The 23353-nt window shown below is 71.7% G+C and carries 21 protein-coding genes and 2 pseudogenes; 9 read left to right on the forward strand and 14 right to left on the reverse strand.

All coding sequences use genetic code 11. From position 1 onward, the window contains the following. Both GGG17_RS15980 and GGG17_RS07520 read left to right on the forward strand, forming a co-directional pair. Positions 1-194: hypothetical protein (locus GGG17_RS15980; RefSeq protein ID WP_195849163.1), on the forward strand; the 194-nt coding region annotated here is incomplete at its 5' end. 303 nt (positions 195-497) lie between these two features. Next, entirely contained in the window at positions 498-1703 is a 1206-nt protein-coding gene (locus GGG17_RS07520; RefSeq protein WP_154593128.1) for an IS110 family RNA-guided transposase, read from the forward strand. Between the two features lie 264 nt (positions 1704-1967). Here GGG17_RS07520 and GGG17_RS07525 read toward each other — a convergent pair whose 3' ends face one another. The 4 genes from GGG17_RS07525 to GGG17_RS07540 all read right to left on the reverse strand — a co-directional run bounded on the left by GGG17_RS07525 (position 1968) and on the right by GGG17_RS07540 (position 7291). Beyond that, positions 1968-2177: a hypothetical protein gene (locus GGG17_RS07525; protein ID WP_154593129.1), complete on the reverse strand. Its 210-nt coding sequence runs from the start codon at positions 2175-2177 to the stop codon at positions 1968-1970. A gap of 568 nt (positions 2178-2745) precedes the next feature. After that, positions 2746-3075 carry a hypothetical protein gene (locus GGG17_RS07530; RefSeq protein WP_154593130.1) on the reverse strand — a complete coding sequence of 110 codons (330 nt, stop codon included), beginning with the start codon at positions 3073-3075 and terminating at the stop codon, positions 2746-2748. A gap of 124 nt (positions 3076-3199) precedes the next feature. Beyond that, complete coding sequence (locus GGG17_RS07535; protein ID WP_154593131.1) at positions 3200-5611, reverse strand: sodium-translocating pyrophosphatase; 2412 nt, start codon at positions 5609-5611, stop codon at positions 3200-3202. Between the two features lie 111 nt (positions 5612-5722). Then, entirely contained in the window at positions 5723-7291 is a 1569-nt protein-coding gene (locus GGG17_RS07540; protein WP_154593132.1) for an alkaline phosphatase D family protein, read from the reverse strand. Between the two features lie 96 nt (positions 7292-7387). Here GGG17_RS07540 and GGG17_RS07545 point away from each other — a divergent pair, with 96 nt between their 5' ends. After that, on the forward strand, positions 7388-8011 hold the full coding sequence (locus tag GGG17_RS07545; RefSeq protein WP_154593133.1) for a class I SAM-dependent methyltransferase: 624 nt from the start codon (positions 7388-7390) through the stop codon (positions 8009-8011). A gap of 33 nt (positions 8012-8044) precedes the next feature. Here the strand turns inward: GGG17_RS07545 and ggt are convergent, their stop codons facing one another. The 3 genes from ggt to miaA all read right to left on the reverse strand — a co-directional run bounded on the left by ggt (position 8045) and on the right by miaA (position 11923). Next, complete coding sequence (ggt, locus tag GGG17_RS07550) at positions 8045-9949, reverse strand: gamma-glutamyltransferase (RefSeq protein ID WP_154593134.1); 1905 nt, start codon at positions 9947-9949, stop codon at positions 8045-8047. 76 nt (positions 9950-10025) lie between these two features. Beyond that, entirely contained in the window at positions 10026-10937 is a 912-nt protein-coding gene (gene dapF, locus GGG17_RS07555; RefSeq protein WP_154593135.1) for a diaminopimelate epimerase, read from the reverse strand. Beyond that, positions 10934-11923, reverse strand: a complete 990-nt coding sequence (miaA, locus tag GGG17_RS07560; protein WP_195849164.1) for a tRNA (adenosine(37)-N6)-dimethylallyltransferase MiaA — start codon at positions 11921-11923, stop codon at positions 10934-10936. Before miaA ends, dapF begins: the two co-directional genes overlap by 4 nt. Positions 11924-12048: 125 nt before the next feature. Here miaA and GGG17_RS07565 point away from each other — a divergent pair, with 125 nt between their 5' ends. Next, the gene (locus tag GGG17_RS07565) at positions 12049-12246 is read left to right on the forward strand and encodes an antitoxin (protein ID WP_154593136.1); all 198 of its coding nucleotides are present in this window, start codon (positions 12049-12051) and stop codon (positions 12244-12246) included. A gap of 49 nt (positions 12247-12295) precedes the next feature. Here the strand turns inward: GGG17_RS07565 and GGG17_RS07570 are convergent, their stop codons facing one another. Then, complete coding sequence (locus GGG17_RS07570) at positions 12296-13222, reverse strand: LysR family transcriptional regulator (RefSeq protein WP_154593137.1); 927 nt, start codon at positions 13220-13222, stop codon at positions 12296-12298. Positions 13223-13294: 72 nt separating this feature from the next. On the opposite strand from GGG17_RS07570, the gene GGG17_RS07575 reads away from it, so the two are divergent. Beyond that, on the forward strand, positions 13295-14218 hold the full coding sequence (locus GGG17_RS07575) for an EamA family transporter (protein ID WP_154593138.1): 924 nt from the start codon (positions 13295-13297) through the stop codon (positions 14216-14218). Then, positions 14215-14412: a hypothetical protein gene (locus GGG17_RS07580; protein ID WP_019284573.1), complete on the forward strand. Its 198-nt coding sequence runs from the start codon at positions 14215-14217 to the stop codon at positions 14410-14412. Before GGG17_RS07575 ends, GGG17_RS07580 begins: the two co-directional genes overlap by 4 nt. 7 nt (positions 14413-14419) lie before the next feature. Here GGG17_RS07580 and miaB read toward each other — a convergent pair whose 3' ends face one another. Genes miaB through GGG17_RS07595 form a run of 3 tightly spaced genes read right to left on the reverse strand, consistent with a single transcriptional unit; the run spans position 14420 to position 18152 of the window. Beyond that, a complete protein-coding gene (gene miaB, locus GGG17_RS07585; RefSeq protein ID WP_154593139.1) occupies positions 14420-15937 on the reverse strand; it encodes a tRNA (N6-isopentenyl adenosine(37)-C2)-methylthiotransferase MiaB in 1518 nt (505 codons plus the stop codon). Positions 15938-15941: 4 nt separating this feature from the next. Then, a complete protein-coding gene (locus GGG17_RS07590; RefSeq protein ID WP_154593140.1) occupies positions 15942-17132 on the reverse strand; it encodes an MFS transporter in 1191 nt (396 codons plus the stop codon). Positions 17133-17141: 9 nt separating this feature from the next. Beyond that, positions 17142-18152 (reverse strand): IS481 family transposase, encoded by a 1011-nt coding sequence (locus GGG17_RS07595; protein ID WP_311966502.1) that lies wholly within the window; start codon positions 18150-18152, stop codon positions 17142-17144. Positions 18153-18344: 192 nt separating this feature from the next. Here GGG17_RS07595 and GGG17_RS07600 point away from each other — a divergent pair, with 192 nt between their 5' ends. Both GGG17_RS07600 and GGG17_RS07605 read left to right on the forward strand, forming a co-directional pair. Then, positions 18345-18503: a hypothetical protein gene (locus GGG17_RS07600; RefSeq protein ID WP_154593141.1), complete on the forward strand. Its 159-nt coding sequence runs from the start codon at positions 18345-18347 to the stop codon at positions 18501-18503. Further along, positions 18463-18839: pseudogene (locus tag GGG17_RS07605) on the forward strand (RtcB family protein); the annotation flags it as partial. The gene GGG17_RS07600 and the pseudogene GGG17_RS07605, both read left to right, overlap by 41 nt. Before the next feature lie 126 nt (positions 18840-18965). On the opposite strand, the gene GGG17_RS07610 reads toward GGG17_RS07605, so the two are convergent. Further along, positions 18966-20468: a gluconokinase gene (locus GGG17_RS07610; protein WP_311966503.1), complete on the reverse strand. Its 1503-nt coding sequence runs from the start codon at positions 20466-20468 to the stop codon at positions 18966-18968. 80 nt (positions 20469-20548) lie between these two features. On the opposite strand from GGG17_RS07610, the pseudogene GGG17_RS07615 reads away from it, so the two are divergent. Continuing rightward, positions 20549-20677 (forward strand): annotated as a pseudogene (locus GGG17_RS07615) (YccF domain-containing protein); the annotation flags it as partial. A gap of 18 nt (positions 20678-20695) precedes the next feature. On the opposite strand, the gene GGG17_RS15985 reads toward GGG17_RS07615, so the two are convergent. Together GGG17_RS15985 and recA are read right to left on the reverse strand one after the other, a co-directional pair. Further along, entirely contained in the window at positions 20696-21409 is a 714-nt protein-coding gene (locus GGG17_RS15985) for a regulatory protein RecX (protein ID WP_311966504.1), read from the reverse strand. Between the two features lie 242 nt (positions 21410-21651). After that, the gene (gene recA, locus GGG17_RS07625; protein ID WP_230082806.1) at positions 21652-22743 is read right to left on the reverse strand and encodes a recombinase RecA; all 1092 of its coding nucleotides are present in this window, start codon (positions 22741-22743) and stop codon (positions 21652-21654) included. Positions 22744-23353 lie beyond the last annotated feature (610 nt).

Here is a 23353-nt window from a genome sequence, read left to right on the forward strand (position 1 = left end):
TGGTCCTGGACCAGTACGACAAGACCTACCGGGCGCTGCTGCCCGACCCCGCCGGCCTGGCCGATGCCGTGCGTCAGCAGGCTGTCCGCCTGCCGCAGTGGGCCCCCCGGCACGGGCCTACGGTCTCTGACGGCTTCATGAAGAAGCTTGATGACCGGGTCGATGAACAGATGCGTGCCATCGGCCTGCTGTAGGAGACCACGTCCGTGCACCCTCATCTCCCGTCCACTCGCAACCTGACCGCCCGTTACCTTCGTCGTGCCCTCGCTGATGGGGGTGCTGGTCACCAGGTCCGGTATGACTCTCTGCCCCTGTCGCGTCCATGATCCGGGGGGTGTTGTCGCCGGGCCTGGTGGCGTCGGTGTGACCGCTGATAGGGACACGGCCCCCGCCCGCGGGAGGTCTCTTCGTAACGTGGCTGCCGGCTGCTGACGCCCGACCCGTCGTGTGCGGGGTGGCCAGCGGATTATGAGTCCGTCGGTCCACGAGGAGGCATCATGCACGGGCTACCCGATCGCACCTACGCGGTCTACCTGGGGTTGGACGTCGGCAAGGACACCCACCACGCCACCGCCCTCGACACCAGCGGAAAACGTTTGCACGACAAGGCTTTACCGCAGGACGAGGCCAGACTGCGAGCCCTGTACGAGCAGCTGTCGACGGTCGGGCCCGTGCTCGTCGTCGTGGACCAGCCCGCATCGATCGGAGCACTACCGGTCGCCGTGGCCCGCGCCGCGGGCGTGGACGTCGCCTATCTTCCGGGTCTGGCGATGCGCCGGATCGCGGACCTGCATCCCGGCGCAGCGAAGACCGACGCCCGCGACGCCTTCGTGATCGCGGACGCGGCACGGACGATGCCGCACACGCTGCGCAGGGTCGACATGAACGACGACGCCCTGGCCGACCTGGAAGTGATCGTCGGGTTCGACGACGACCTCGCCGGCGAGGTCACCCGCGTCACCAACCGCCTGCACGGCCTGCTCACCCAGATCCACCCAGCACTCGAACGCGCCCTCGGCCCACGCCTGCACCACAAGGCAGTCCTCGAGCTGCTGGCCCGCTTCGGCGGGCCCGAGGGTCTGCGCACGGCCGGGCGCCGGCGGCTGACGAGCGTGGCCAAGCCCCGCGCCCCGCGCTCCTACGAGCGGATTATCGACGCGATCATGGCTGCTCTCGACGAGCAGGCCGTCACCGTCCCCGGCACCCGCGCCGCCGAGCTCGTCATCCCCAAGCTCGCGACCCAGCTCGCCGGCCTGCTCGAACAACGCGCGACCGTCGCGGCGCAGGTCGAGGAGATCCTTGATGCGCACCCTCTTTCCCAGGTCCTGACCTCGATGCCCGGCGTCGGAGTCAGGACCGCCGCGAGGATCCTGCTCGAAGTCGGCGACGGCACCGCTTTCCCCACCCCAGGACACCTCGCCGCCTACGCCGGCCTCGCCCCCGTCACTCGCAGATCCGGGTCCTCGATCCGCGGCGAGCACCCCTCCAGGTCAGGCAACAAGAACCTCAAACGAGCGTTCTTCCTGTCCGCCTTCGCAGCCCTGCACGACCCCACCAGCCGCGCCTACTACGACCGCAAACGAGCCCAGGGCAAGAAGCACAACGCCGCCCTCATCTGCCTCGCCCGACGACGCTGCGACGTCATCTACGCCATGCTCCGAGACGGCACCCTCTACCAGGCCCCGGCAACCGCCGCGGCTTGACGGAGACCATAGGGACACCCCCCCGTCTCGGACCCGGTCCGAGTGGTCGAAGAGCACCGGCTACGGGCGCGGTCGTGTTAGGGGCAGTTTGCGTTTGCCGCTGATTTCGACCAGGGCCACGTAGATGAGCAGGGCGGGGATTCCGACCCCCCAGTTCCATCGCGGCTTGATGGTGACGACAAGGACGGCGATGCTCATAATGCCGGTGCCCCACCACATAAACATTGCGTCTGATGCGACCTGCGCGTGGTGTTCAGGTGCATTTTACTTCCACCAGGCGTCAAGGCGGGCGCGCTTGCGGTTGCGATCGCCGAAGAGGTCGGCGAGGGCTGTTACTCCCATGAGTCCGCCTACGGCGGTGAGCAGCACGGCATTGCCGTTCTCTTTAGGCGTTAGGAGGGCGGCGAGGAACATGATGGCAATAGCTGCGGCGGCGGTCTTGAGGCGCCCGGCGACGCTGTAGTAGAGCTCCATCCAGAGCTCGAGTACCTTCCCGCTGAGCGCCGCAAGTGGGTCGTGCGTGTCGCGGGTAGAAGGCCCATAGATGTCGCAGGTGCACGGCCATCAGGAGCAGCACGAGGGCCCAAAGAAGCGTCAGGGCTGTCGGAAAGACTTTGACGGTCTTGCCGCCAACCTCCCCGATGGCGTGAGCGACCGGCGGGGCCCAGATTGCGCTTGCAATGCCTATGACAGTGGTGAGCCAGGTTGTGGCGCAGACCCATCCGTACCAGGGCAGATCTTCGGGTGTCAGGTCGGGCGGGTCGCCGGCCTTCGAGGTGGCCGGGACTACCACGGTCGACGGTGAGTGTTGAGGTGTACGCCGCTGCGGCTTGCGAGCCATAGGAAGAGTGTGCCGGTTTGTGGTGGCCTGTACGGCTCTTCCATGAATCCGCCCCGGTTGATCTGTACGAGCTGCCCGCCGCCTGGGATCGGTGGCTCCCGGGGTGAGACGCGGTGATGGGCTGGAGTGCGGAGGCTGGCGCGTTCCTGCGGCGGAGCCGCTGGTGCCGGGGGGCGAGTGGTCGCCCCCCGGCTGCGCAGGTCAGTCCTCGTCGGGGCTGTCGCCGTCCTGCTCGTTCTCGGTGTCGAGGGCGGGCATTCCGGCGGCCAGTCGCTCGACGTCGGAGAGGGTGTAGCACCATCCGGCGAGGGCGGTCAGATAGTCGCGGGTGGTGCTGCGCTGGTTGCGCCAGTGGTCGCGGTCGGTCTGTCCCTCGCAGCGGGTGAGGGCGACCAGGACGGCGAGGCGTAGGGCTCGGGCGTCGCTGGCCTTGGTGGCCTGCTCGTCGGCGGGGGTCTTGCCGATGATCTCTTGGGCGTTCTGCCAGCCTCGGGACTCGGCCAGGACGCTGGGGTGCTTGACCAGCATCATGGTGAGCCACTTGGCGGCTCCCGCCGCTACCGCCCGTCGGCCCCACCACGACGGTGATCGTCAGGGTTTCGTACAGGATTCTTGGACGAAACCCTCACGATCGTGGGCGGGATGTGGCGGGGGATCAGTCCAGGTCGCGGACCTTGTCCAGGTGGGGGTGCTCGCCGCGCGAGGGCAGGTCCGGCGAGGGGCCGACCAGGTGCTCGACCTCCGGCAGGGCGTCGTCGACGCGGCGACGGGACATGAGGATGGCGGCGGCGATGATCGCGAGGGCAACCAGGGCGATGAGCGCGCGCAGCCAGGTCGAGGCGCCTGCTCCCACCGACATCTGGACGACGGCCGGGGCGATCAGCACGGCGACGAGGTTCATGACCTTGATGAGGGGGTTGATGGCCGGGCCGGCGGTGTCCTTGAACGGGTCGCCGACGGTGTCGCTGATGACGGTCGCGGCGTGGGCGTCGGAGCCCTTGCCGCCGTGGGCGCCGTCCTCGACGAGCTTCTTGGCGTTGTCCCACGAGCCGCCGGCGTTGGCCAGGAAGACGGCCATGAGCACCCCGGCCCCGATCGCCCCGGCGAGGAAGCCGGCCAGCGCCCCGAACCCGAGCCCGAAGCCGACCATGATCGGCGCCATCGCGGCGAGCAGGCCGGGAGTCGCCAGCTCGCGCAGGGAGTCGCGGGTGCAGATGTCGACGACCCGGGCGTACTCCGGGGTCTCGGTGCCGTCCATGATCCCCGGGTGCTCGCGGAACTGGCGGCGGACCTCGAGGACGATGGCGCCGGCGGCGCGCGTGACGGCGTCGATCGCGAGGCCGGAGAAGAGGAAGACCACCGCCGCGCCGAGGATCAGCCCGACGAGGACGTTGGGCGAGGTCACGGCATACCCGCTGACTGCCTCGGAGGCGTCCCGACCGGCGCCGGCGAGGGCCGTGATCACGGCGTCGTTGTAGGAGCCGAACAGCGCGGTCGCGGCGAGCACGGCGGTCGCGATGGCGATGCCCTTGGTGATCGCCTTGGTGGTGTTGCCGACCGCGTCGAGGTCGGTGAGCACCTGGGCACCGTCCTCGTCGACGTCGCCGGACATCTCGGCGATGCCCTGGGCGTTGTCGCTGACCGGACCGAAGGTGTCCATGGCCACGATGACGCCGACCGTGGTCAGCAGGCCGCATCCGGCCAGGGCGATGAGGAACAGCGACACGATCACCGAGCCCCCGCCGAGGAGGTAGGCGAGGTAGACCGCGCCGCCGATCACGGTGGCGGTGTAGACCGCCGACTCCAGGCCCACCCCGATGCCGGACAGGATGACCGTCGCGGCGCCGGTGACCGACGTGCGGGCGACGTTGCGGGTCGGTTCGGACTCGGTGTCGGTGTAGTGGCCGGTGATCTTGAGGATCACGGCGGCCAGCACGATGCCGAGCAGCACCGCCCCGACCGCGAGCAGGCGCGGGTCGCGGTCGATGCCGGCGGTCTCCGCGCCCCGCAGCTGCGCGAAGGAGCCCGGGAGGTAGACGAAGGCGGCGATCGAGCACAGCACCGCCGACACGACGGCAGCGATGGCGAAGCCGCGGTTGATGGCGGTGAGCCCGCTCTCGCCGGGCCGGGAGCGCGTGACGTAGATGCCGAGCACGGCCGTGAGCACGCCGATGGCCGGGACGATCAGCGGGAAGACGAGCCCCTGCTCGCCGAAGGCCGCCTTGCCGAGGATGAGGGCGGCGACCAGGGTCACGGCGTAGGACTCGAACAGGTCGGCGGCCATGCCCGCGCAGTCGCCGACGTTGTCGCCCACGTTGTCGGCGATCGTCGCCGCGTTGCGAGGGTCGTCCTCCGGGATGCCCTGCTCGACCTTGCCGACGAGGTCGGCGCCGACGTCCGCGGCCTTGGTGAAGATGCCGCCGCCGACGCGCATGAACATCGCGAGCAGCGCCGCCCCGAAACCGAACCCCTCGAGCACGGCGGGTGCCTCGGCGCGATAGATCAGCACCACCACGCTCGCCCCGAGGAGGCCGAGACCCACGGTCGCCATACCGACCGCTCCCCCGGTGCGCACCGCCAGGGTGAAGCCCGGCGCCCGGCGCCCGTCCCTTGCGGCCGCGGCGACGCGGACGTTGGCCTGCACCGCCAGCGTCATGCCGAGGTAGCCGATGAACGCCGAGAACACCGCGCCCACCACGAAGAAGAGGCTCCGTCCGATCCGGACGGAGCCATCGTCGGCGGGGAGCAGGAACAGCAGCGCGAACACCACCAGGACGAAGCCCGCCAGCGTGCGCAGCTGCCGGTTGAGGTAGGCGCTGGCGCCCTCCTGGATGGCCGCGGCCACACGCTGCATCGAGGGCGTGCCGGTGTCGGCGCGCAGAACCTGGGAGCGCAGCACCGTCCCCACCACCAGGGCCAGCAGGGAGACGACCGCGATCACCGCCACGATCGTCACACTCCCCCCGGAGACGGGGACGTGGTCCCCCGCAGCCTGGACGGGCCGGGCGGTATGGGCGGCGGGAAGGCTGGTCCCCGGTAGCTGGGTGATGGCGACGAGAGCTCGCATCCGTCCTCCTTGACGTGCGGCTACGGACGGTGACCACCGCCCTCAGGTGGCTCGCAGTCTAGGCGGGTGCGCCCCACATGACCAGGGGGTCTGTGGTCGCGGCGGGGCGCGTCAGCGCCCCTGCGGCGCAAGCTCCTTGGTGTAGAGAATCTCGCCCAGGCCGTTGCGCAGGCTCACCGTCATCGTGCCCGCGCGGTCGACCTCGGTGTAGCCGAAGAACATCGCCTTCTGGTCGCGCGGCGACTGGTTGGCGTAGCGCGGCAGCCCCTGGAAGAGCACCTGCGGACCGAAGGTCGCGTCCATCTGGTTCGGCCCGAACCCGCCCGCGCTGATCGGCCCCGCGACGAACTCGTGGAACCCGTCGAAGTCGCTGAAGGCGGCCTTGGCCGGGTCGTAGTAGTGCGCCGCGCAGTAGTGCACGTCGGCCGTGAACCACACGACGCCCGTGATCCTGCGGCGCTTGATCTCGCTGAGGAGGTAGGCGATCTCGAGCTCGCGGCCCAGGGGCGCGCCGGGGTCGCGGTTGGCGATCGCCTCGATGTCGGTGCCGTCCGGGACGATGATGCCGATCGGCATGTCGGCGGCGACGACCTTCCACGTCGCCCGCGACCGCGACAGCTCGCGCAGCAGCCAGTCGACCTGCTCGGTGCCGAGGAAGGCCGTCCGCTGCTTCTCCAGCGAGGGGGTGTTTGCGCCGCGGTAGGTGCGCATGTCCAGGCTGAACACGTCCAGGTGGGCTCCGCGCTCGACCTTGCGGTAGACGCGGGGAGCCTGCCCCAGGTCGTGGACGCCGCGGCCGTGCCGGTCGGCGATGGGCATGAACTCGAAGAAGGCCTGCCGCGCCCGGGTCGCCAGGACGTCCACACGCCGCTCCTGGGTGTAGCGCGGGTCGGTCAGCACCTCGCCCGGGTACCAGTTGTTGGTCGTCTCGTGGTCGTCCCACTGGCTGATGACGGGCACGTCGGCATACATGCTGCGCAGGTTGCGGTCCATGAGGTTGTAGCGGTAGCGCCCCCGGAACTCGTCCAGGGACTCCGCGACCTTGGCCACCTGCGGGGTGACCACGTTGCGCCATACCTGCCCGTCCGCCTCGACCACCCGCTCCTGGATCGGGCCGTCGGCGTAGATGTTGTCGCCGGAGTGGATCAGGAAGTCCGGGCGCAGCTCGTGCATGGCGCGGTAGGCGACCATGCCGCCGAGGTCGGGGTTGATGCCCCAGCCCTGGCCCGCGGTGTCGCCGGTCCACACGAAGCTCGTCGGCGCGTCATGCACGGCGGCCGTGCTGAGGTGACCGACGCCGACCTCCCCGCGGTGGCCGTCGAGATCCTCGAACTGGACGCGGTACTCGTAGTCGCGGCCCGGCGCCAGACCCTTGAGCTCGAGCTTGGCCGTGAGGTCGCTGCGCGGCGTCGCCCACGGACCGGCGAGCTCGCGCCAGGAGCCGCGACGTCCCCCCGAGGTGAGGCGCACGACCATGCGGCCGGGGCGGTCGGACCTCGACCACACCACTGCGGAGCGGGACGTCACGTCACCGGCCTGCACCCCGCTGGGAAGCGTGCTGCGACCACGGACGAGGGAGGGGGTGGCGCCGGCCGCGACCGACGTCGACTGACCGAGGGCGACCAGGCCGGCACCACCGAGGGCACCGGTCAGCAGGGAACGACGAGAGACGTTGGCCATGACGGCGACTCTGCGCCTCTCGGGTGAACGCGCGGGGTGCGGTCGGGTGACGGTCCGGCAAACCCTGCCGTATGCCGCGGGCTAGGGTCTGAGGTGATGAGCGAGCAGCAGGAGCACTACTTCACGTCGAGCGCGCCGGCGACCGAGCCCGAGCGCCGGTCGATCCGCATCCGCCTGGCGGACCGGACCGTCGACGTCGAGACGGCGCCCGGGACCTTCTCCCCCGACGGGCTGGACAAGGGCACCGCCGTGCTGCTCGCGGAGGCACCACCCCCACCCGCGACCGGGACCTTCCTCGACCTCGGCTGTGGCTGGGGGCCGATCGCGCTGACGCTGGCGCTGCGCTCCCCCGACGCCACGGTCCACGCCGTGGACGTCAACGAGCGCTCGCTCGACCTCGCCCGACGCAACGCGGAGTCCTTGGGCTGCACCGGGATCCGCGCGATGACGGCGGCCGAGGTGCCGGCGGGCACGGCATACGACCTGATCTGGTCCAACCCACCGATCAGGGTCGGCAAGGCCGTGCTGCACGATCTCCTGCGGACCTGGCTCCTCCGGCTGGCACCGGACGGCCATGCCTACCTGGTGGTGCAGAAGAACCTCGGCTCGGACTCCCTCCAAGCGTGGATCGGCCGCGAGCTCGGTCCCCAGCTGGTCGTCGAGCGGCTCACGAGCGCCAGGGGATTCCGGGTCCTGCACGTCCGACGGGCCGCCGCCTAGAGTCGCCGGCCCCCACTCGGCGGAGTTGGGGGGTCAGCGGTGCCGCGGCCGGTGCTTGTCCTTGCCAGCCTTGCCCGGGTGGACCACCATCGCCGACCCGCCGCCACCGCGGGTCGGCTCGGCCCCGGCGTCGAACAGGTTGCGGCCGAGCATCCGGATCGCCGTGCCCCGGCCGATCGTGGCCGAGGGCGTCATCGGCTGGCCGAGCGCCTTGAGGGCCGCCCCGGTGGCACTGTCGATGAGCTGCGGCTCGGCGGTCGCCGCGGTGTTGCGCGAGGAGATGCGCGGCGCCGCCAGCCCACCCATCGCGGTCTTGTCGCGATCGATGACCTCGGTGATGGTCTGCGCGGTCGTGGTGATGATCGTCGCGCCGCCCGCCGCGCCAGCGGCCAGGAACGGCCGTCCGCCCTTGAGCACGATCGAGGGGCTCATCGACGAGCGCGGACGCTTGCCCGGCGCCGGGAGGTTGGGGTCGGGCACGCCGGGCGTCAGGGGCGCGAAGTTGAAGTCGGTGAGCTCGTTGTTGAGCAGGAAGCCACGGCCGGGGACCGTCATGCCGCTGCCCCCGAACTGCTCGATGGTCAGGGTGTACGACGCGACGTTGCCCCACTTGTCCGCCACCGTCAGGTGCGTGGTGGCCTGCCCGTCGTTGCCCTGGCCGACCTTGCCGAGCGCGGTGCCGCAGCCGCCGTAGGCCCCGTCCGGGCTGCCGAAGGCGATGGGCCGCTGCTGGGCCTTGGCCGGGTCGAAGCCGCAGGCGCGCTCGCGGGCGAAGCCCTGGGAGACGAGCTGGTCGCGCGGCACGCCGGGGACGTCGCCGACCCAGCGGTTGCGGTCCGCGAACGCCGTCGCGGTGGCCTCGGCGAACCGGTGGTAGTACTGCACGTCGTCGACGTCACGCAGCGGGACGCCGGTGCGCTCGGCATACTCCTCGAGCAGGTTGAGGGTCTCGGCGACGGCGATGCCGCCGGAGGACGACCCGGCCATGCCGTAGTAGTCATAGCCCTCGTAGGTCGAGTGGATCGGCGCGAGGCGCTTGACCTGGTAGCGCGCGAGGTCGCTCGTCGTCATGGTGCCGGTCGGCACGGTCACGCCGGGCACCGTGACCGGCGCGTTGACGACCTTGGCGATGTCCTGGGCGATGCCGCCGGTGTAGAGCGCGGACGGTCCGCGGCGACGCAGCTCGGCGTAGGTCGCCGCCAGGTCCGGGTTGCGCAGGACCGTGCCGGCCTCGACCGGCTTGCCGCCGGGGAGGTAGATGGCGGCCGTCGCGGGGAACTGCGCGAACCGCTTGGCGTTGTCGGCGGTGGCGGTCTCGAACGCGTCGTCGACGACGAAGCCACGACGTGCGATCTCCTCGGCCGGGGCCAGCATCTGGCTGAAGGACCGGGTGCCGTAGTCCTGCAGAGCCGCCTGCCAGGTCGCCACGGTGCCCGGGACCCCCACGGACAGGCCGGAGTTGACGGCCTTGGTGAAGTCCATCGGCTTGCCGCCCTCGAGGAAGGATGTCTCGGTCATGCCGGCCGGGGCGGTCTCGCGCCCGTCGATGGTCGACACGCGCTTGGTGCGGGCGTCGTAGTAGACGAAGAAGCCGCCGCCGCCGATGCCGTTGGCGTAGGGCTCCACCACACCGAGCGCGGCGGCGGTGGCGACGGCGGCGTCGGCGGCGTTGCCCCCGCGCCTCAGCACGTCGATGCCCACCTGGCTCGCGACCGGATCGACGCTGGCGACCGCGCCGCCGGACCCGGTCATGGTGCCGGTCTTGGGCAGGGTGTGCCCGACGGGGCCCTGGTCACGAGGGGCGGGGCGCTGGGGGACAGGGGTGGCGCCGGCGGTGGTGAGCGAGACGGCCGCGGTGACAGGCAGGGCCAGCGTGAGGGCGAGGACGCCCCGGAGCGTGGCCGACGGACGAGGTCCGCGGGGGCTGGGTGCAGTCATCTCGCGACGCTAGGCGCGCGGACAGGTCGGACAAAAGGGGTGATCCAGCATGTGGGACGGACTCGCGGGGCGGCCGTCATCCTCGCTCGGGTCGCTCCACGGCGCCGTCGGCGACGAGCGCGGCGGGCCCGGACAGCTCGACCTCGTCACCGGGCAGGGCACGGACGTGCACCGTGCCGCCTGGCACGTCCACCCGCCAGCGGTCGCCGGCCTCCGAGCCGCCCGCCTGCGAGCCTCCGGCCCACCAGCGGACCGCCAGCGCCGCGGCGGCAGCCCCGGTGCCGCAGGAGCGCGTCTCCCCCACCCCGCGCTCGTGCACGCGCATGCGCAGGTGCCCCGGGCCGAGCACCTGGACGAACTCGACGTTGGTCCCCTCGAGGGGCGTCGGCTGCACCAGCGGCGGCCGGGTGAGGTCGAGCGCGTCGAGCTCTCGCCCCGCGGGCAGCATGACGACGGTGTGCGGGTTGCCGAGGTCGAGCGACAGCGCCGGGACGGCCTCGTGGTCGTCGACCTTGACGAGGGCGTCGGAGCCCTCGACCTCGGCCTGGTCCGGCGCGCTCAGCCGCCAGGGGCCGAGGTTGACGGCGTATGACGCCTCCCCCGTCTCGCCGTCGGCCCCCACGCGCACGTGCTTCCGGCCGGCGCGGGTCGCGATCGCGAACTCCGCGTCCTGCTCGAGGCCCTCACGGCGCAGGTAGGCCGCGAAGACCCGCGTGCCGTTGCCGCACATCTCGGCGACGGACCCGTCGGCGTTGCGGTAGTCCATGAACCAGCGTGCGTCCGAGGCCTGGTCCATGACGGCGGGCTCGCCGGCGAGCGCGGTGGGGACGACCCGGATGACCCCGTCGCCACCGATGCCCGCGCGGCGGTCAGCGAGCCACGCGACCTCGCTGGGCGACAACGAGATCGAGCCGTCCGGGTCCGGGATCAGGACGAAGTCGTTCTCGGTGCCGTGGCCCTTGGTGAAGGGCAGGGTGCGCGCAGTCATGCCTCATCCTCTCGTGCAAGCCTGGGCGCCGCGTCGAGGACCGCGGCATGGACCGCTTCGTGGACAGCGTCGTGGAGCTCACCGAGCGGGCGCTCCCCCACAGCCACGGCGGTCGCGTCGTGCCAGTCGATCCGCGGGTCGGGGCGGAACCACGCCTCCTGACGGCGGGCGAGCTTGCGCGTGAGGGTGGCCGTCAGGTCCTTGGCGTCGCCCTCGGACAGGTCGCCGTCCAGCTGGGCCAGGGCCTGGGCGTAGCCGAGCGCCTTGCTCGCGGTGCGCCCGTCGCGGAGCCCGGCGGCGTCCAGCGCCCGCACCTCGTCGAGCAGCCCCTGCTCCCACATGCGGTCGATGCGCAGGCCGAGCCGCTCGTCGAGCACCGGCCGGTCCACACGCAGCCCGACGACGACCGTGGGCAGGCGATGGGTCCGCTCCGGCATGGTCGCGCTGAAGGGTCGCCCCGTCAGCTCGATGACCTCCAGCGCGCGCACGACGCGCCGGGCGTTGGTGGGGAGGATCCGGTCGGCGGCGACGGGGTCCAGCCGTCGGAGGCGCTCGACGAGCGCCGGCAGGCCCGCCGCGTCGTCGCCGACCTCCGCCTCGAGCCGACGGCGGACGTCGGGATCGGTGGGCGGGATGTCGAGCAGGTCCAGCGCGGCCCGGACGTAGAGGCCCGAACCCCCGACCAGGACAGGGACGAGCCCACGTCGCCGGACCTCGTCGATGTCGGCGCGCGCCTCGCGCTGGTAGGCCGCGACGCTCGCCTCGTCCCGCACGCCCAGGACGTCCAGCTGGTGGTGCGGGATCCCTTGTCGCTCAGCCACGCTCAGCTTGGCGGTGCCGACGTCCATCCCGCGATAGAGCTGCATCGCGTCGGCGTTGACGACCTCGCCGCCGAGCCGTGCGGCCAGGGCGACCCCGAGGTCGGACTTGCCGGTGGCGGTGGCCCCGACGACGGCGACGACGGGTGGCAGGGCGGGGTCCGGCATACGTGCCATTGTCCCAGAGCGTGTGACAAGGACCGGTCGCGTGGGGCAGGGTGGTCGGCGGAGCGCACCGTGCCGGCGACGGACCGAGGTGCTCCTGACCTGGCCCCGACTGGAAGGAGACGGCGATGAGCATGTTCGACAACATCAAGGACAAGGCCACCGAGGCTGCGGAGCAGAACCCCGAGAAGGTCGAGCAGTTCTCCGACCAGGGCATCGAGCGAGCTGGCGACCAGCTCGACGAGCGCACTGGTGGGCAGCACTCCGACAAGATCGACTCTGTCCAGCAGCAGGGCGACGAGCGCGTCGGCGGCAACAGCCAGTGACGTCGTCCCGCTGACGGCTCCGGCCGTCGCCTCACGACGCGAGAGGCCGTCACCCCTCGAGGGTGGCGGCCTCTCCCCGTGCCCGCACGAGATCGCGGCCGACCTCGACCAGCAGGTCCACGACGGTGCGCACGGCCAGGCGCTCGTGCCGCTGCTGGCGGGACAGCGCAAAGATCGAGCGGTGCGCCCGGACACCCTGCAGAGGCCGTATGACGACCCCCTGGCGTGATCGCGTGGTGAAACGAGGGAGGAGACCCAGTCCCTCGCCGGACGCCACCAGCGACTCGACCAGCCGGTTGTCGCGCAGGCGGTAGCGGCGCTCCAGGGGCGCCCCGAGGTCACGCTCGATGCTCCCCAAGACCGTGTCGAAGGGGTAGCCGACCGGCACGCCCACCCAGGTCGTGCCGGCGAGGTCCGCGGGGCGCAGGGTCGCGCGTCCCGCGAGCGGATGGCTCGCGGGCAGCGCCACGTCGATGGGCTCGCGGGCGATGACGCGGCGCACGAGACCGTCCTGGACGCTCGCCGCTCCGGGCGTGAGGCTGTGCGCCACCACCACGTCCACGTCGCGGGCCCGCACCGCGAACTCCGCCTCGGAGACGTCGAAGTCGTCGATCTCGAGATAGATCTGCGTGCTGCTGAGGCGCTGGAGGACGCCGGGCAGCAGCGCCTCCCCGGCGCTGGGCAGCGTGCCGATGCTGACCGTGCCGGCGGGGGTGCCGACGAGCTCGTCGAGCCGTCCACGGACCCGGGCGAGCACCTCGCCGACCTCGTCCGCGCCGGCCGCGAGCAGGCGGCCCTCGGGCGTCAGCCGGAGGCGCCGGCCGTCGGGCTCGACGAGGCGCACCCCGATCTCCCGCTCCGCGGTGCGCAGCTGCTGGGAGACCGCGGAGGGCGTGCGGTGGGTCGCCGCGGCGACGGCGGCCAGGGTCCCGCGGTCGGCCAGGTCCCGGAGGAGCTCGAGGTGGCGCATATCCATGAAGTCAACCTAATGCTTTGCGCCATGGATCGTCGCTTTTCCTGAATGGTCGCGGAGCCGGACGATGGGTGGATGCCGATGACCCACCGCGCCCTCGCGGCCCTCGTGGCCGTGCTCTGGGGCGTCAACTTCCTGGCGATCCACGCCTCGCTGGAGCAGTTCCCGCCGTTGTTCCTCGTCGCCCTGCGCTTCGCGATCATCGCGGCGCCCACGATCCTGCTCGTGCCCCGTCCGGACGTGCCGCTGAAGTGGCTGGTCGGCTACGGGTTGGGGTTCGGGACGGTGCAGTTCATCGGCCTCTACCTCGGCATGGCCATGGGCTTCCCGGCCGGCCTGGCGTCGCTCGTGCTCCAGGCGTCGGCGCCGTTCACCGTGGTGCTGGGTGCGCTGCTGCTCGGCGAGCGGGTGGGGCTGACGCAACGCGTCGGGATCGCCGTGGCTGTGGGTGGGCTCGTGCTGGTCGGCCTGTCACGGGCGACGGCGACGAGCGTGCTGCCCTTCGTGCTGGTGGTGCTCGGCGGGCTGGGGTGGGCCTTCGGCAACCTGTGCAGCCGCCTGGCGCGCGCGCCCAAGCCCCTGCACCTGACCCTGTGGATGTCCGTCGTGCCGCCGCTGCCCATGCTGGTGCTGTCGCTGCTGGTGGAGGGGCCCGCGCGCATCGCGTCGTCCCTCGGCACGTCGGCGTCGGCCGCGGCGGCGCCGGCGTGGATCGGCCTCGCCTACACCGTGCTGCTCGGCACCGTCGTCGGCTCCGGCATCTGGGTGTGGCTCATGGCGCGGCACCCGGCAGGGGTGGTGGCGCCATACTCGCTGCTCGTCCCCGTCGTCGGGATCCTCACCGCCTGGCTGGTGCTCGGCGAGCGCCCCACCGCGATCGAGCTGCTCGGCGGCGTCCTCGTGATCGCGGGCGTGCTCTGGTCCGGGCGAAGGCCCCGCGGCGGCGTCGCGGTGCCTAGGGTGGAGGGCACCGATCGACTCGAAGGAGCCACACGATGACCGAGATGCGTGACGAGCAGCTGCCCGAGGGTGCCAAGGCCGCGCAGGAGGCCGCCGCGGAGGCAGCCCCCGGCCAGGCCGACATCGCCCACGACTCCCCCGACGCCGACCACGGCCAGATGCAGCAGGCCGCGACCGAGGGGTCGACCGACACCGGCACCGGAGCGGTGACCGGCAGCGGGATGCCCGACTGAGGTCAGGTCAGGCGCCGCAGGCGGGTCCGCTGCGCACCGTGACCGCGCTCGCGGCGGGCCTGCCGATCGACGGCATCCCCAGCGAGACCGCGGGCTTGCCCGGCACGGCGGCATCCTGCAGCGCCGCCCACGCGTCGCCACCACGGGTGCGGCGCACACGGTAGGTGCCCCCGTCGAGGGCGCCGTCCGCGACGAGGTGGTGCGGGGCGCCATACGTCACGTCGACCTCGACGACGTCTCCCGGGCGCGCCCGCTCGGCCCCCTGCGGGACCGCGAAGTGCACGAGCCGGTTGTCGCGCGCGCGACCGGACATCCGCTCGGTCTCGCGGTCCTTGCGGCCCTCGAACGGCGCGACCAGGACCTCGACCGTGCGGCCCTCGTGGGTGCGGTTCTCCTCCCAGGAGATCCGGTCCTGCAGCGCGATCAGCCGGTCGAAGCGCTCCTGCACCACGGCCTTGGGGACCTGGTGGTCCATGGTGGCGGCGGGGGTTCCGGGGCGGATGGAGTACTGGAAGGTGAACGCGCTGGAGAACCGCGAGGCCTCGACCACGCGCAGCGTCTCGGCGAAGTCCTCCTCGGTCTCGCCCGGGAAACCCACGATGAGGTCGGTGGTGATGGCGGCGTGCGGGATGCGCTCGCGGACGCGGTCCAGGATCCCGAGGAACTTCTCGGAGCGGTAGGACCGGCGCATCTGCTTGAGGACGCGGTCCGAGCCCGCCTGCAGCGGCATGTGCAGGCTCGGCATGACGTTGGGCGTCTCGGCCATCGCGTCGATCACGTCGTCGGTGAACGCTGCCGGGTGCGGGGACGTGAAGCGCACCCGCTCCAGGCCCTCGATCTCCCCCGTCGCGCGCAGCAGCTTGGCAAAGGCGCCGCGGTCACCGAACTCGACGCCGTAGCTGTTGACGTTCTGCCCGAGCAGGGTGATCTCGACGACGCCCTGCTCCACCAGCGCCCGGCACTCGGCGAGGATGTCGCCCGGGCGGCGGTCCTGCTCCTTGCCCCGCAGGCTCGGGACGATGCAGAAGGTGCAGGTGTTGTTGCAGCCCACGGAGATCGACACCCAACCGGCGTAGGCCGAGTCGCGGCGCGTCGGCAGCGTGGAGGGGAAGGTCTCGAGGGACTCGAGGATCTCGACCTGCGCCTCCTTGTTGTGGCGCGCCCGGTCGAGCAGGGCCGGCAGGGACCCGATGTTGTGGGTCCCGAAGACGACGTCCACCCACGGGGCCCGCTTGACGATGGTGTCGCGGTCCTTCTGCGCCATGCAGCCGCCGACGGCGATCTGCAGGTCGGGGTTGGCGAGCTTGGCCGGACGCAGCTGGCCGAGGTTGCCGTAGAGCTTGTTGTCGGCGTTCTCGCGCACGGCGCAGGTGTTGAAGACCACCACGTCGGCCGTCGGGGGCCGCTCGTCGGTCGGGAGGCTCGCGAGGTCGACATAGCCCGCCGTCTCGAGGAGGCCGGCCAGTCGCTCGGAGTCGTGCACGTTCATCTGGCACCCGTGGGTGCGCACGTCATAGGTCTTCATCGCGTCATCCAGGATAGGCCCCACGGACGGGGGCCGGGCGCGACAGGACCAGACCGCTCACCGCCTGGGCCAGCGCGACGGCGAGGATGAGCAGCACGGGCACGGTCCAGCTGCCGGTGGCCTGGTAGAGCGCGCCGGCCGTGACCGGCCCGACCGCGGAGAGCAGGAATCCCGTGCCCTGGGCGAAGGCCGACACCGCCGGGACGTCGTGCGGGTCGCGCTGCTGGGCGATGAAGGTCAGCGCGATGGCGATCCCCGCCCCCTGGCCGAAACCCATGACGACGACGCCGAGCAGGGAGGTGGCCACGCCGCCCAGGAGCGCCACGACGCCCAGCGCGTAGGCCGCGAAGAACCCCGCGAGGACGCGGGAGGCGTGCGGGTGGGTCGCCATACGAGGTCCGAGGAAGCTGCCGGGGATCCCGAGGCCCATGTAGACACCGAGCATGACACCTGCCGTGGCCGGGGAGACGCCGTGGCTGCGCAGGATCGCCGGCAGCCAGGTCAGGGGCATGTAGAAGCAGAGCGACTGCAGGCCCATGAACGCCGCCGTCCACCAGGTGCGGGGGCGGCGCACGACGTGGGCCATGCCGGTCGGGGGCCGGGGGACGTCGACGTGGCCTCCTGTCGGGTGCACGGCCACCTCGCGGGCGGCGAGCCCCCACATCAGCAGCGCCGCCGTGAGGGGCAGGGCCCAGATGGCGAGCGTCCACGACCAGGAGAGGCCGTGCTGCAGCAGCGGGGCGGTGGCCGCAGCGGCGGCCGAGGCGCCGCTGATCATGCACACGGTGTAGAGGCTCATCTGCTGCGGCACCTGGTCGGGGAACCGGCTGCGGATCACGGCCGGGAGCACGACGTTCATCACGGCGATGCCCAGGCCGAGGGTGATCGTCCCGAGGTAGAAGGTGGGCGTGGTCGGCAGGCTGCGTACCACGACGCCCGCCACCGTCAGCGCGGTGGCGCCGAGCAGGGTGCGCTCGGTCCCCCACCGCGCCACGAGGAACGGCGTCACGAACGCGAACAGGCCGAAGCAGATCAGCGGGAGCGTCGTGGTCAGGCCCGCCAGCGTCGGCGTGAGCCGCAGCTCGCGACTGATGGTGGCCAGCGCCGGCGGCAGGCTCGTGATGGGCAGGCGGCACACCAGCGCCACCGCGACGAAGCCGGGCAGCAGCCAACGCAGGTCAGCAAGATCAGACACCCCGCGACCCTAGCTGTGATGCCCAGACAGGTTGTCCAACCTAGTGATGGGGGCGACCTTGCCGATCGCTGAATGGGGCCGGTGGTGGTTGTACTGGTGGACCCAGGGTGCCAGGGCTGCGATCCGGTCGGCTTCGCTGGGGTAGAACTTCTTGAAGGCCCACCCGTCGGCCAGGGTGCGGTGGAAGCGTTCGATCTTGCCGTTGGTCTGGGGCCGGTACGGGCGGGTCCTCTTCGCGGTGATGCCGAGCTCGGTGCAGGTGTCGGCCCACAGGTGGGAGCGGTACGCGCCGCCGTTGTCGCTGATCACCCGCTTGACGGTGACGCCGCGTTCAGCGAACCACGCGACCGCGTTGCGCAGCACCAGCGCTGCAGTCTCCTTGGTCTCGTCGTCGTGAGCCTCGACGTACGCGACCCGGGAGTGGTCGTCGATGACGGTGTGCAGGTAGCAGGTCCCGATCAGGGGCTGGCGGTACTTGCTTCTTGGGACGCCCGTGCGTGCCGACGTGGCAGCGCGATGACGCTGACCCGCGGCGCGTCCGACGTACCGCCAGCCGCCGCCGTCGGGGACCTTGCCGAGCTTCTTGACGTCCACGTGCAGCAGGTCGCCGGGGTGGTCGTGCTCGTACCTGCGGATCGGTTCGCCGGTCGCCCGGTCGAGGTAAGACAGCCGGTGCAGCCGGCACCGTGTCAACACGGCGTGCACGGTGGATGCGGGGACGGCGAGCAGGTCACCGATCTGGACCGGTCCCATCCGATGTCGCAGGCGGGCTCGCGCGATCTTGCGGACCAGGCGGGGTGGTGTTCGGCGGGGTTGGTGATGGGGGCGGCTGGACCGGTCGAGCATCCCGGCGCTGCCCTCCTCGGCGTACCGCTGGGCCCACTTCGCTGCTGTCTTCCACGACACGTCGAACCGTTCGGCGGCCCGGGCGATGGGCCACCCCCGCTCGACCACGAGCACCGCCAGGCGCAGGCGCGCGCGTGGGGTCAAAGCAGCATTGGCATGGGTAGCGTGAGACACGAAGACCTCCTGGTCGCGGAACGGAACCCTCAGACAGCTCCACTCCACACCGGGAGGTCTTCGCCTGCCACCAGATCAGAGCGTCACATCGCAACGACTCGACCAACGTGCCTGGGCATAACACCTAGCCGTCCCGGGCCCGGGCCGTAGGGCGCGCACACCGCCGCCGCGGCCGACGGCACGGAAAATGAGGTGAGCAACCGGATTCGCGAGCGGCAGGCTCACCCGGCCAACCCCTCCGAGGAGAAGAGAAAGGTCATGGAGAAGATCACCGCGCGACTCGTCAGCTGGGCCTCCCAGCTGGACGACGGAGCGTGTCGTCGGCTGCGTCGCCCGGTGGCTGGATCGTGAGGTCGAGCAGGTCGAGCTGATCAACACGCACCAGAACTACACCGGGCAGGAGACGCACCTCGGCCGGCAGGTGTGGGTGTCCCGCAAGGGGGCGATCTCCGCGCGCGCCGGCGAGCCGGGGCTCGTCCCCGGGTCGATGGGGACGGCGTCATGTGTCGTCCGCGGGCTCGGCAACCCCGAGAGTCCCTGGCGGGCATCGAGTTTCGCGACGGCGAGGCGCTGGTCGACGAGATCCCGGCGGCGTACAAGCCGATCGACCAGGTGATGGCGGACTCGGCGTACCTCGTCGAGATTCGGCACACCCTGCGGCAGGTCGTCAACGACAGGGGCGATTGAGGCCGCATGCCGACCGTCCGCCGCCTGGCCCCACGGGGTCAGGCGGCGGACGGCGAACGGCAACAGGGGCTACCGGCGGGGCCGTGGCGACCGCCGGGACCGAGGCGACCGTCGAGACCGTGGCGATCAGCGGCGGGGGGTGGGGGCGACGATCGCGGCATAGAGCTTCTCGAACCTCGCGAGCCGGTCGGCATAGTGCCGGGTGGCGTCCGGGTCGGGCTGCTCGGTGGGACCCGTCGTCGGCGCGACTCGCTCGACGTCGGGCGCCAGCACCTCGAGGGCGTGCAGGGCCGTGCCGCGCAGCGTGACCCGCTTGATGGTGACGGGCGTGACAGGCTTGTCGACGGCGTGCGCAAGCAGGGCGAACAGCCCGGGGAGATCTTGTCCGACGCGACCGCTCGCCAGGATCCGCTCGGGTGCGCCGGCGGCCTCCTCGAGCTGTGCCGCCAGGCGGGCATAACTCAGGGCGACCCCCTCCATCAGCGCGCGGAAGATCTCCGGCGCCTGGTGCGAGACCGTCAGGCCAGTCAGGGCCGCGCGGGCTCCCCCGGCCCACCCGGTCGACCGCTCCCCCGTGAGGAACGGCAGGACCAGAGGGGTACCGGCGTCGTGGGCCCCGCGCAGGACCGCGTCCAGCGCGTCGCGCCCCTCGGGCAGCCGGAGCGTCTCCTCCGCCCAGGTCACGGCGCGGCCCACGTCGTTGAGCGCGCCGCCCACCAGCGAGCGGCGGTCGTCGACGCGGTAGTTCCACAGCCCCGTGGGCAGCGTGGCGGGCGCGCCGTCGATCAGGACGCGCATCGCCCCGCTGGTGGCGAGGCTGGCGACCACGGTGTCGGGCCCGGTCGCGCCGTTGCCGAGATTGCTGGCGAAGCCGTCGGTGATCGGGGCGAACCAGCGCGCGTCCGCGAGGGCAGGCCAGCGTCCGGCGATGTCCACCACCGGTGTGAGGGTGTCACCGGGGTCGCGGGGCGTGCCCAGCTGCTCGACACTCACCCCGGCGACGTCGAGCAGCTGCTCGTCCCACTCCCCCGTCCGGCGGTCGAGCAGTCCGGTCCAGGCGGCCGTCGACGTGCCCGGGTCCGCGGTGCCGATGAGACGGTGGAGCACATACTCCCCCAACGACATCCACCGGGTCACCCGCGCGGCCGAGTCGGGCTGCACCTGGGTCAACCACCGCAACCGCGGGGCGAGATAGCTGGTGTGGATCCGGGTGCCGGTGCGCTGCTGGACGTCCGCCTCGTCCAGCTCGTCGCGCAGGACGGCGACCTCCCCCGCGCAGCGGGCGTCGGCATACGTGATGCACGGGGTCAGGGGCGACCCGTCTGCGGCGACGCCGACCAACGACGAGGCGAAGGTGTCGATGGCGACCCCTCCGACGGGGGCGCCGTCCAGCTGGTCGAGCAGCTCCTCGACGATCTCGGTGAGCTCGGCGACCACCTGGTCCGGATCGATCGTCGACGTGCCGTCCGCCGCGGTGGTGAAGGCGTGCGGCCGCTTGGCGCGCTTGCCCGCCGGGCGGCCCGCGGCGTCGTAGAGCGCGCCACGGCTGGCCGTCGAACCCACGTCGAGGGCCAGCACGATCGGCTGCTGCGCCTGGTCGATGTCGATCTCGAACGCCGGCTCACTCACGGGGGGCTCCTAGGGTCAGGGGCCCTCCAGCCTAGGTGGGGGTGGCTCCGATGGGAGGCCGGGCCGGGGTGAAACACTCGACGATCATCGGGATCCCGTTGGCCATCGCCAACCGCAAGCTCATCCCGGTCACGCTGTTCCCCTACGGCAAGGAGATCGTCGACTCCCGCACGATCGCCGTCGCCCAGCGGCCGCTGGATTCTCTGTGACCCGCCGACGCCGGCGAGTCAGTCCCGCAGGTGCTCGGGAGCGTCGGCGATCGCGTCGCGGATCACCGAGTAGGCCGTCCCCGCCCCGTAGCCCTTACGCGCGAGCATCCCGGCGAGCCGGCGCGTCTGCACCTCGACCGTCAGGCCGCCCATCGAGCGCAGCTTCTTGTCGACCAGCTCCCGGGCGGTGCGACGCTCCTGGTCAGGGTCGACCTCGTCGAGGGCCGCGTCCGCCAGGTCCTTGTCGATCCCCTTCTTGCGGAGCTCGTGGGCGAGGGCGCGCTTGGCCAGACCCTTGGTCACCTGCTGGGAGCGCACGAGCATCGCGGCGTAGGCCTCGTCGTCGACGAGGCCTACCTCGGTCATCCGGTCGAGGACGCGGGTGATGACGTCCTCGGGGCAGTCGCGCTGGCGGAGCTTGGTCTCGAGCTGGGCCCGGCTGCGGGGGGCCATGGCCAGCTGCCGCAGGACGATCTGCCGGGCGACGTCCTCGTGGTCCGGCTCGGCGTCGACGGCGGCGGCACCCTCGGCCGGTGGATCCTCGGCCCGGCCGCGGCGCCGGGGTCTGGCTGGGTCGCGTCCCCGCGTGCCGCGGCTCGGCGCGTCGCCTCGACGATCGGATCGCGTCGTCGGCGTCCGAGCGTCCGCGCGCCCCTCCTCGCGCAGGTCCCCCCAGGTGGCGGGGCTGACATGGGCATCCTCGGGCAGGACGTCCGGAACGCCCTGCGACACACCGGCCTCCACTCGCGTCAAGACCTCGCGAGCCCGACTGAGCCTCTCCGCGGAGACTGCCCCGGTGGCGGAGCCAGGGGCGGCCGGAACTGCCCAGTCGGCGGAGCCGGAGGCGTCCGCAACTGACCTGGCAGCGGGAGAGGGAGGCGAGGCGGGAGCGGGGCGGGCGTCCTCGGCGTGATCCCAGGAGGCGGCCCCGCTCCAGCTCCCACGCCCTGCGGGGGTGGGGCCCGGCATACGACTCAGAACTCGACCGGGGGCTCGACCGCGGGGATCTCGGAGACGGGCGCGTCGACCGGCTTGATGATGCCGAGCTTCTCCTTGATCTTGCGCTCGATCTCGTCGGCGGTCTCCGGGTGGTCCTTGAGGAACTGTCGCGCGTTCTCCTTGCCCTGGCCGAGCTGGTCGCCCTCGTAGGTGTACCAGGCGCCGGCCTTGCGCACGAAGCCGTGCTCGACGCCCATGTCGATGAGGCCACCCTCGCGGGAGATGCCCTCGCCGTAGATGATGTCGAACTCGGCCTGCTTGAACGGCGGGCTCACCTTGTTCTTGACGACCTTGACGCGGGTGCGGTTGCCGACCGCATCGGAGCCGTCCTTGAGGGTCTCGATGCGGCGCACGTCGAGGCGCACCGAGGCGTAGAACTTGAGCGCCTTGCCACCGGTGGTGGTCTCGGGCGAGCCGAACATCACGCCGATCTTTTCGCGCAGCTGGTTGATGAAGATGGCCGTGGTGCCGCTGGAGGACAGCGCGCCCGTGATCTTGCGCAGCGCCTGGCTCATGAGGCGGGCCTGCAGACCGACATGGCTGTCGCCCATCTCGCCCTCGATCTCGGCGCGGGGCACGAGGGCCGCCACGGAGTCGATCACGATGATGTCGAGCGCGCCGGAACGGATCAGCATGTCCGCGATCTCCAGCGCCTGCTCGCCGGTGTCGGGCTGGGACACCAGCAGCGCGTCGGTGTCGACGCCGAGCTTCTTGGCGTACTCCGGGTCGAGGGCGTGCTCGGCGTCGATGAACGCCGCGATGCCGCCGTTGCGCTGGGCGTTGGCCACGGCGTGCAGGGCGACCGTCGTCTTGCCGGAGGACTCGGGGCCGTAGACCTCGATCACCCGGCCGCGCGGGAGGCCGCCGATGCCGAGCGCCACGTCCAGGGCGATCGCACCGGTCGGGATGACCTCGATCGGGGGACGGACGTCGTCGCCGAGACGCATCACCGCACCCTTGCCGTGCGACTTCTCGATCTGCCCGAGCACCGAGGACAGCGCCTGGAACTTCGCGTCCTTGGGGTCGGCCGGGGCCTTGGATCCCTTGATGGGGGTGACTGCTGCCATGACTGCTGTCCTTGTCTCTCGTCGGATCGCGCCCACCGGCAACCCGTGACGTGGTTGATGTCTCGGGTCAGACGCTAGGGGCCACCACTGACAGACCCTCCCTGGGTCGTGACGACCTGTGGACGGTGCCGTGCTGGGCCGAGGCTCCTGTGGACGATCCTACCGAACACAATTTCGATGTCGAGCATCGGCGCTCGTGTGTCGCGCGATCGCCCGGGCGGCGGCCGAAGAGCCATAGGACGAGACAGGTCGTCCTCGACCACCTGACCGGACGCCTCCCGGCCACCGTTGTCGCCGGTCGAGATGATGCGCCGGTCCTCCGAGACGATCACCGACCTGACGGCGGCGGCAGTCGGCGCGCACGGCGACCGCGTCGGCGACCCCGAGGAAGTAGGTGCCCCAGTCCGGTCGGGTGGTGCGGGACGCAGGGGCCGTCGTCATGACGGCGACCCTGTCCAGCCGCGGCGTCGCGGCATACGACCACCGACGCTCCTATGGTTCGTCAAGGGGTGGTGGGGCCTGATTCGAGGGTTCGGTAGAGGTCTCGGATGACGTAGCGCTTGAGGCAGCGGCGGATCTCGCGTGGGGTCTTGCCTTCGGCGGTGCGGCG

This window comes from Arsenicicoccus cauae, from assembly GCF_009707125.1.
Taxonomy (GTDB): domain Bacteria; phylum Actinomycetota; class Actinomycetes; order Actinomycetales; family Dermatophilaceae; genus Arsenicicoccus; species Arsenicicoccus cauae.

What these genes read in the sequence shown, in the direction of transcription:
- GGG17_RS07520 (WP_154593128.1), top strand. Translation starts at nt 498, where the DNA reads ATGCACGGGCTACCCGATCGCACCTACGCGGTCTACCTGGGGTTGGAC.
- GGG17_RS07525 (WP_154593129.1), bottom strand. Translation starts at nt 2,177, where the DNA reads ATGGAGCTCTACTACAGCGTCGCCGGGCGCCTCAAGACCGCCGCCGCA.
- GGG17_RS07530 (WP_154593130.1), bottom strand. Translation starts at nt 3,075, where the DNA reads ATGATGCTGGTCAAGCACCCCAGCGTCCTGGCCGAGTCCCGAGGCTGG.
- GGG17_RS07535 (WP_154593131.1), bottom strand. Translation starts at nt 5,611, where the DNA reads ATGCGAGCTCTCGTCGCCATCACCCAGCTACCGGGGACCAGCCTTCCC.
- GGG17_RS07540 (WP_154593132.1), bottom strand. Translation starts at nt 7,291, where the DNA reads ATGGCCAACGTCTCTCGTCGTTCCCTGCTGACCGGTGCCCTCGGTGGT.
- GGG17_RS07545 (WP_154593133.1), top strand. Translation starts at nt 7,388, where the DNA reads ATGAGCGAGCAGCAGGAGCACTACTTCACGTCGAGCGCGCCGGCGACC.
- ggt (WP_154593134.1), bottom strand. Translation starts at nt 9,949, where the DNA reads ATGACTGCACCCAGCCCCCGCGGACCTCGTCCGTCGGCCACGCTCCGG.
- dapF (WP_154593135.1), bottom strand. Translation starts at nt 10,937, where the DNA reads ATGACTGCGCGCACCCTGCCCTTCACCAAGGGCCACGGCACCGAGAAC.
- miaA (WP_195849164.1), bottom strand. Translation starts at nt 11,923, where the DNA reads ATGCCGGACCCCGCCCTGCCACCCGTCGTCGCCGTCGTCGGGGCCACC.
- GGG17_RS07565 (WP_154593136.1), top strand. Translation starts at nt 12,049, where the DNA reads ATGAGCATGTTCGACAACATCAAGGACAAGGCCACCGAGGCTGCGGAG.
- GGG17_RS07570 (WP_154593137.1), bottom strand. Translation starts at nt 13,222, where the DNA reads ATGGATATGCGCCACCTCGAGCTCCTCCGGGACCTGGCCGACCGCGGG.
- GGG17_RS07575 (WP_154593138.1), top strand. Translation starts at nt 13,295, where the DNA reads ATGCCGATGACCCACCGCGCCCTCGCGGCCCTCGTGGCCGTGCTCTGG.
- GGG17_RS07580 (WP_019284573.1), top strand. Translation starts at nt 14,215, where the DNA reads ATGACCGAGATGCGTGACGAGCAGCTGCCCGAGGGTGCCAAGGCCGCG.
- miaB (WP_154593139.1), bottom strand. Translation starts at nt 15,937, where the DNA reads ATGAAGACCTATGACGTGCGCACCCACGGGTGCCAGATGAACGTGCAC.
- recA (WP_230082806.1), bottom strand. Translation starts at nt 22,743, where the DNA reads ATGGCAGCAGTCACCCCCATCAAGGGATCCAAGGCCCCGGCCGACCCC.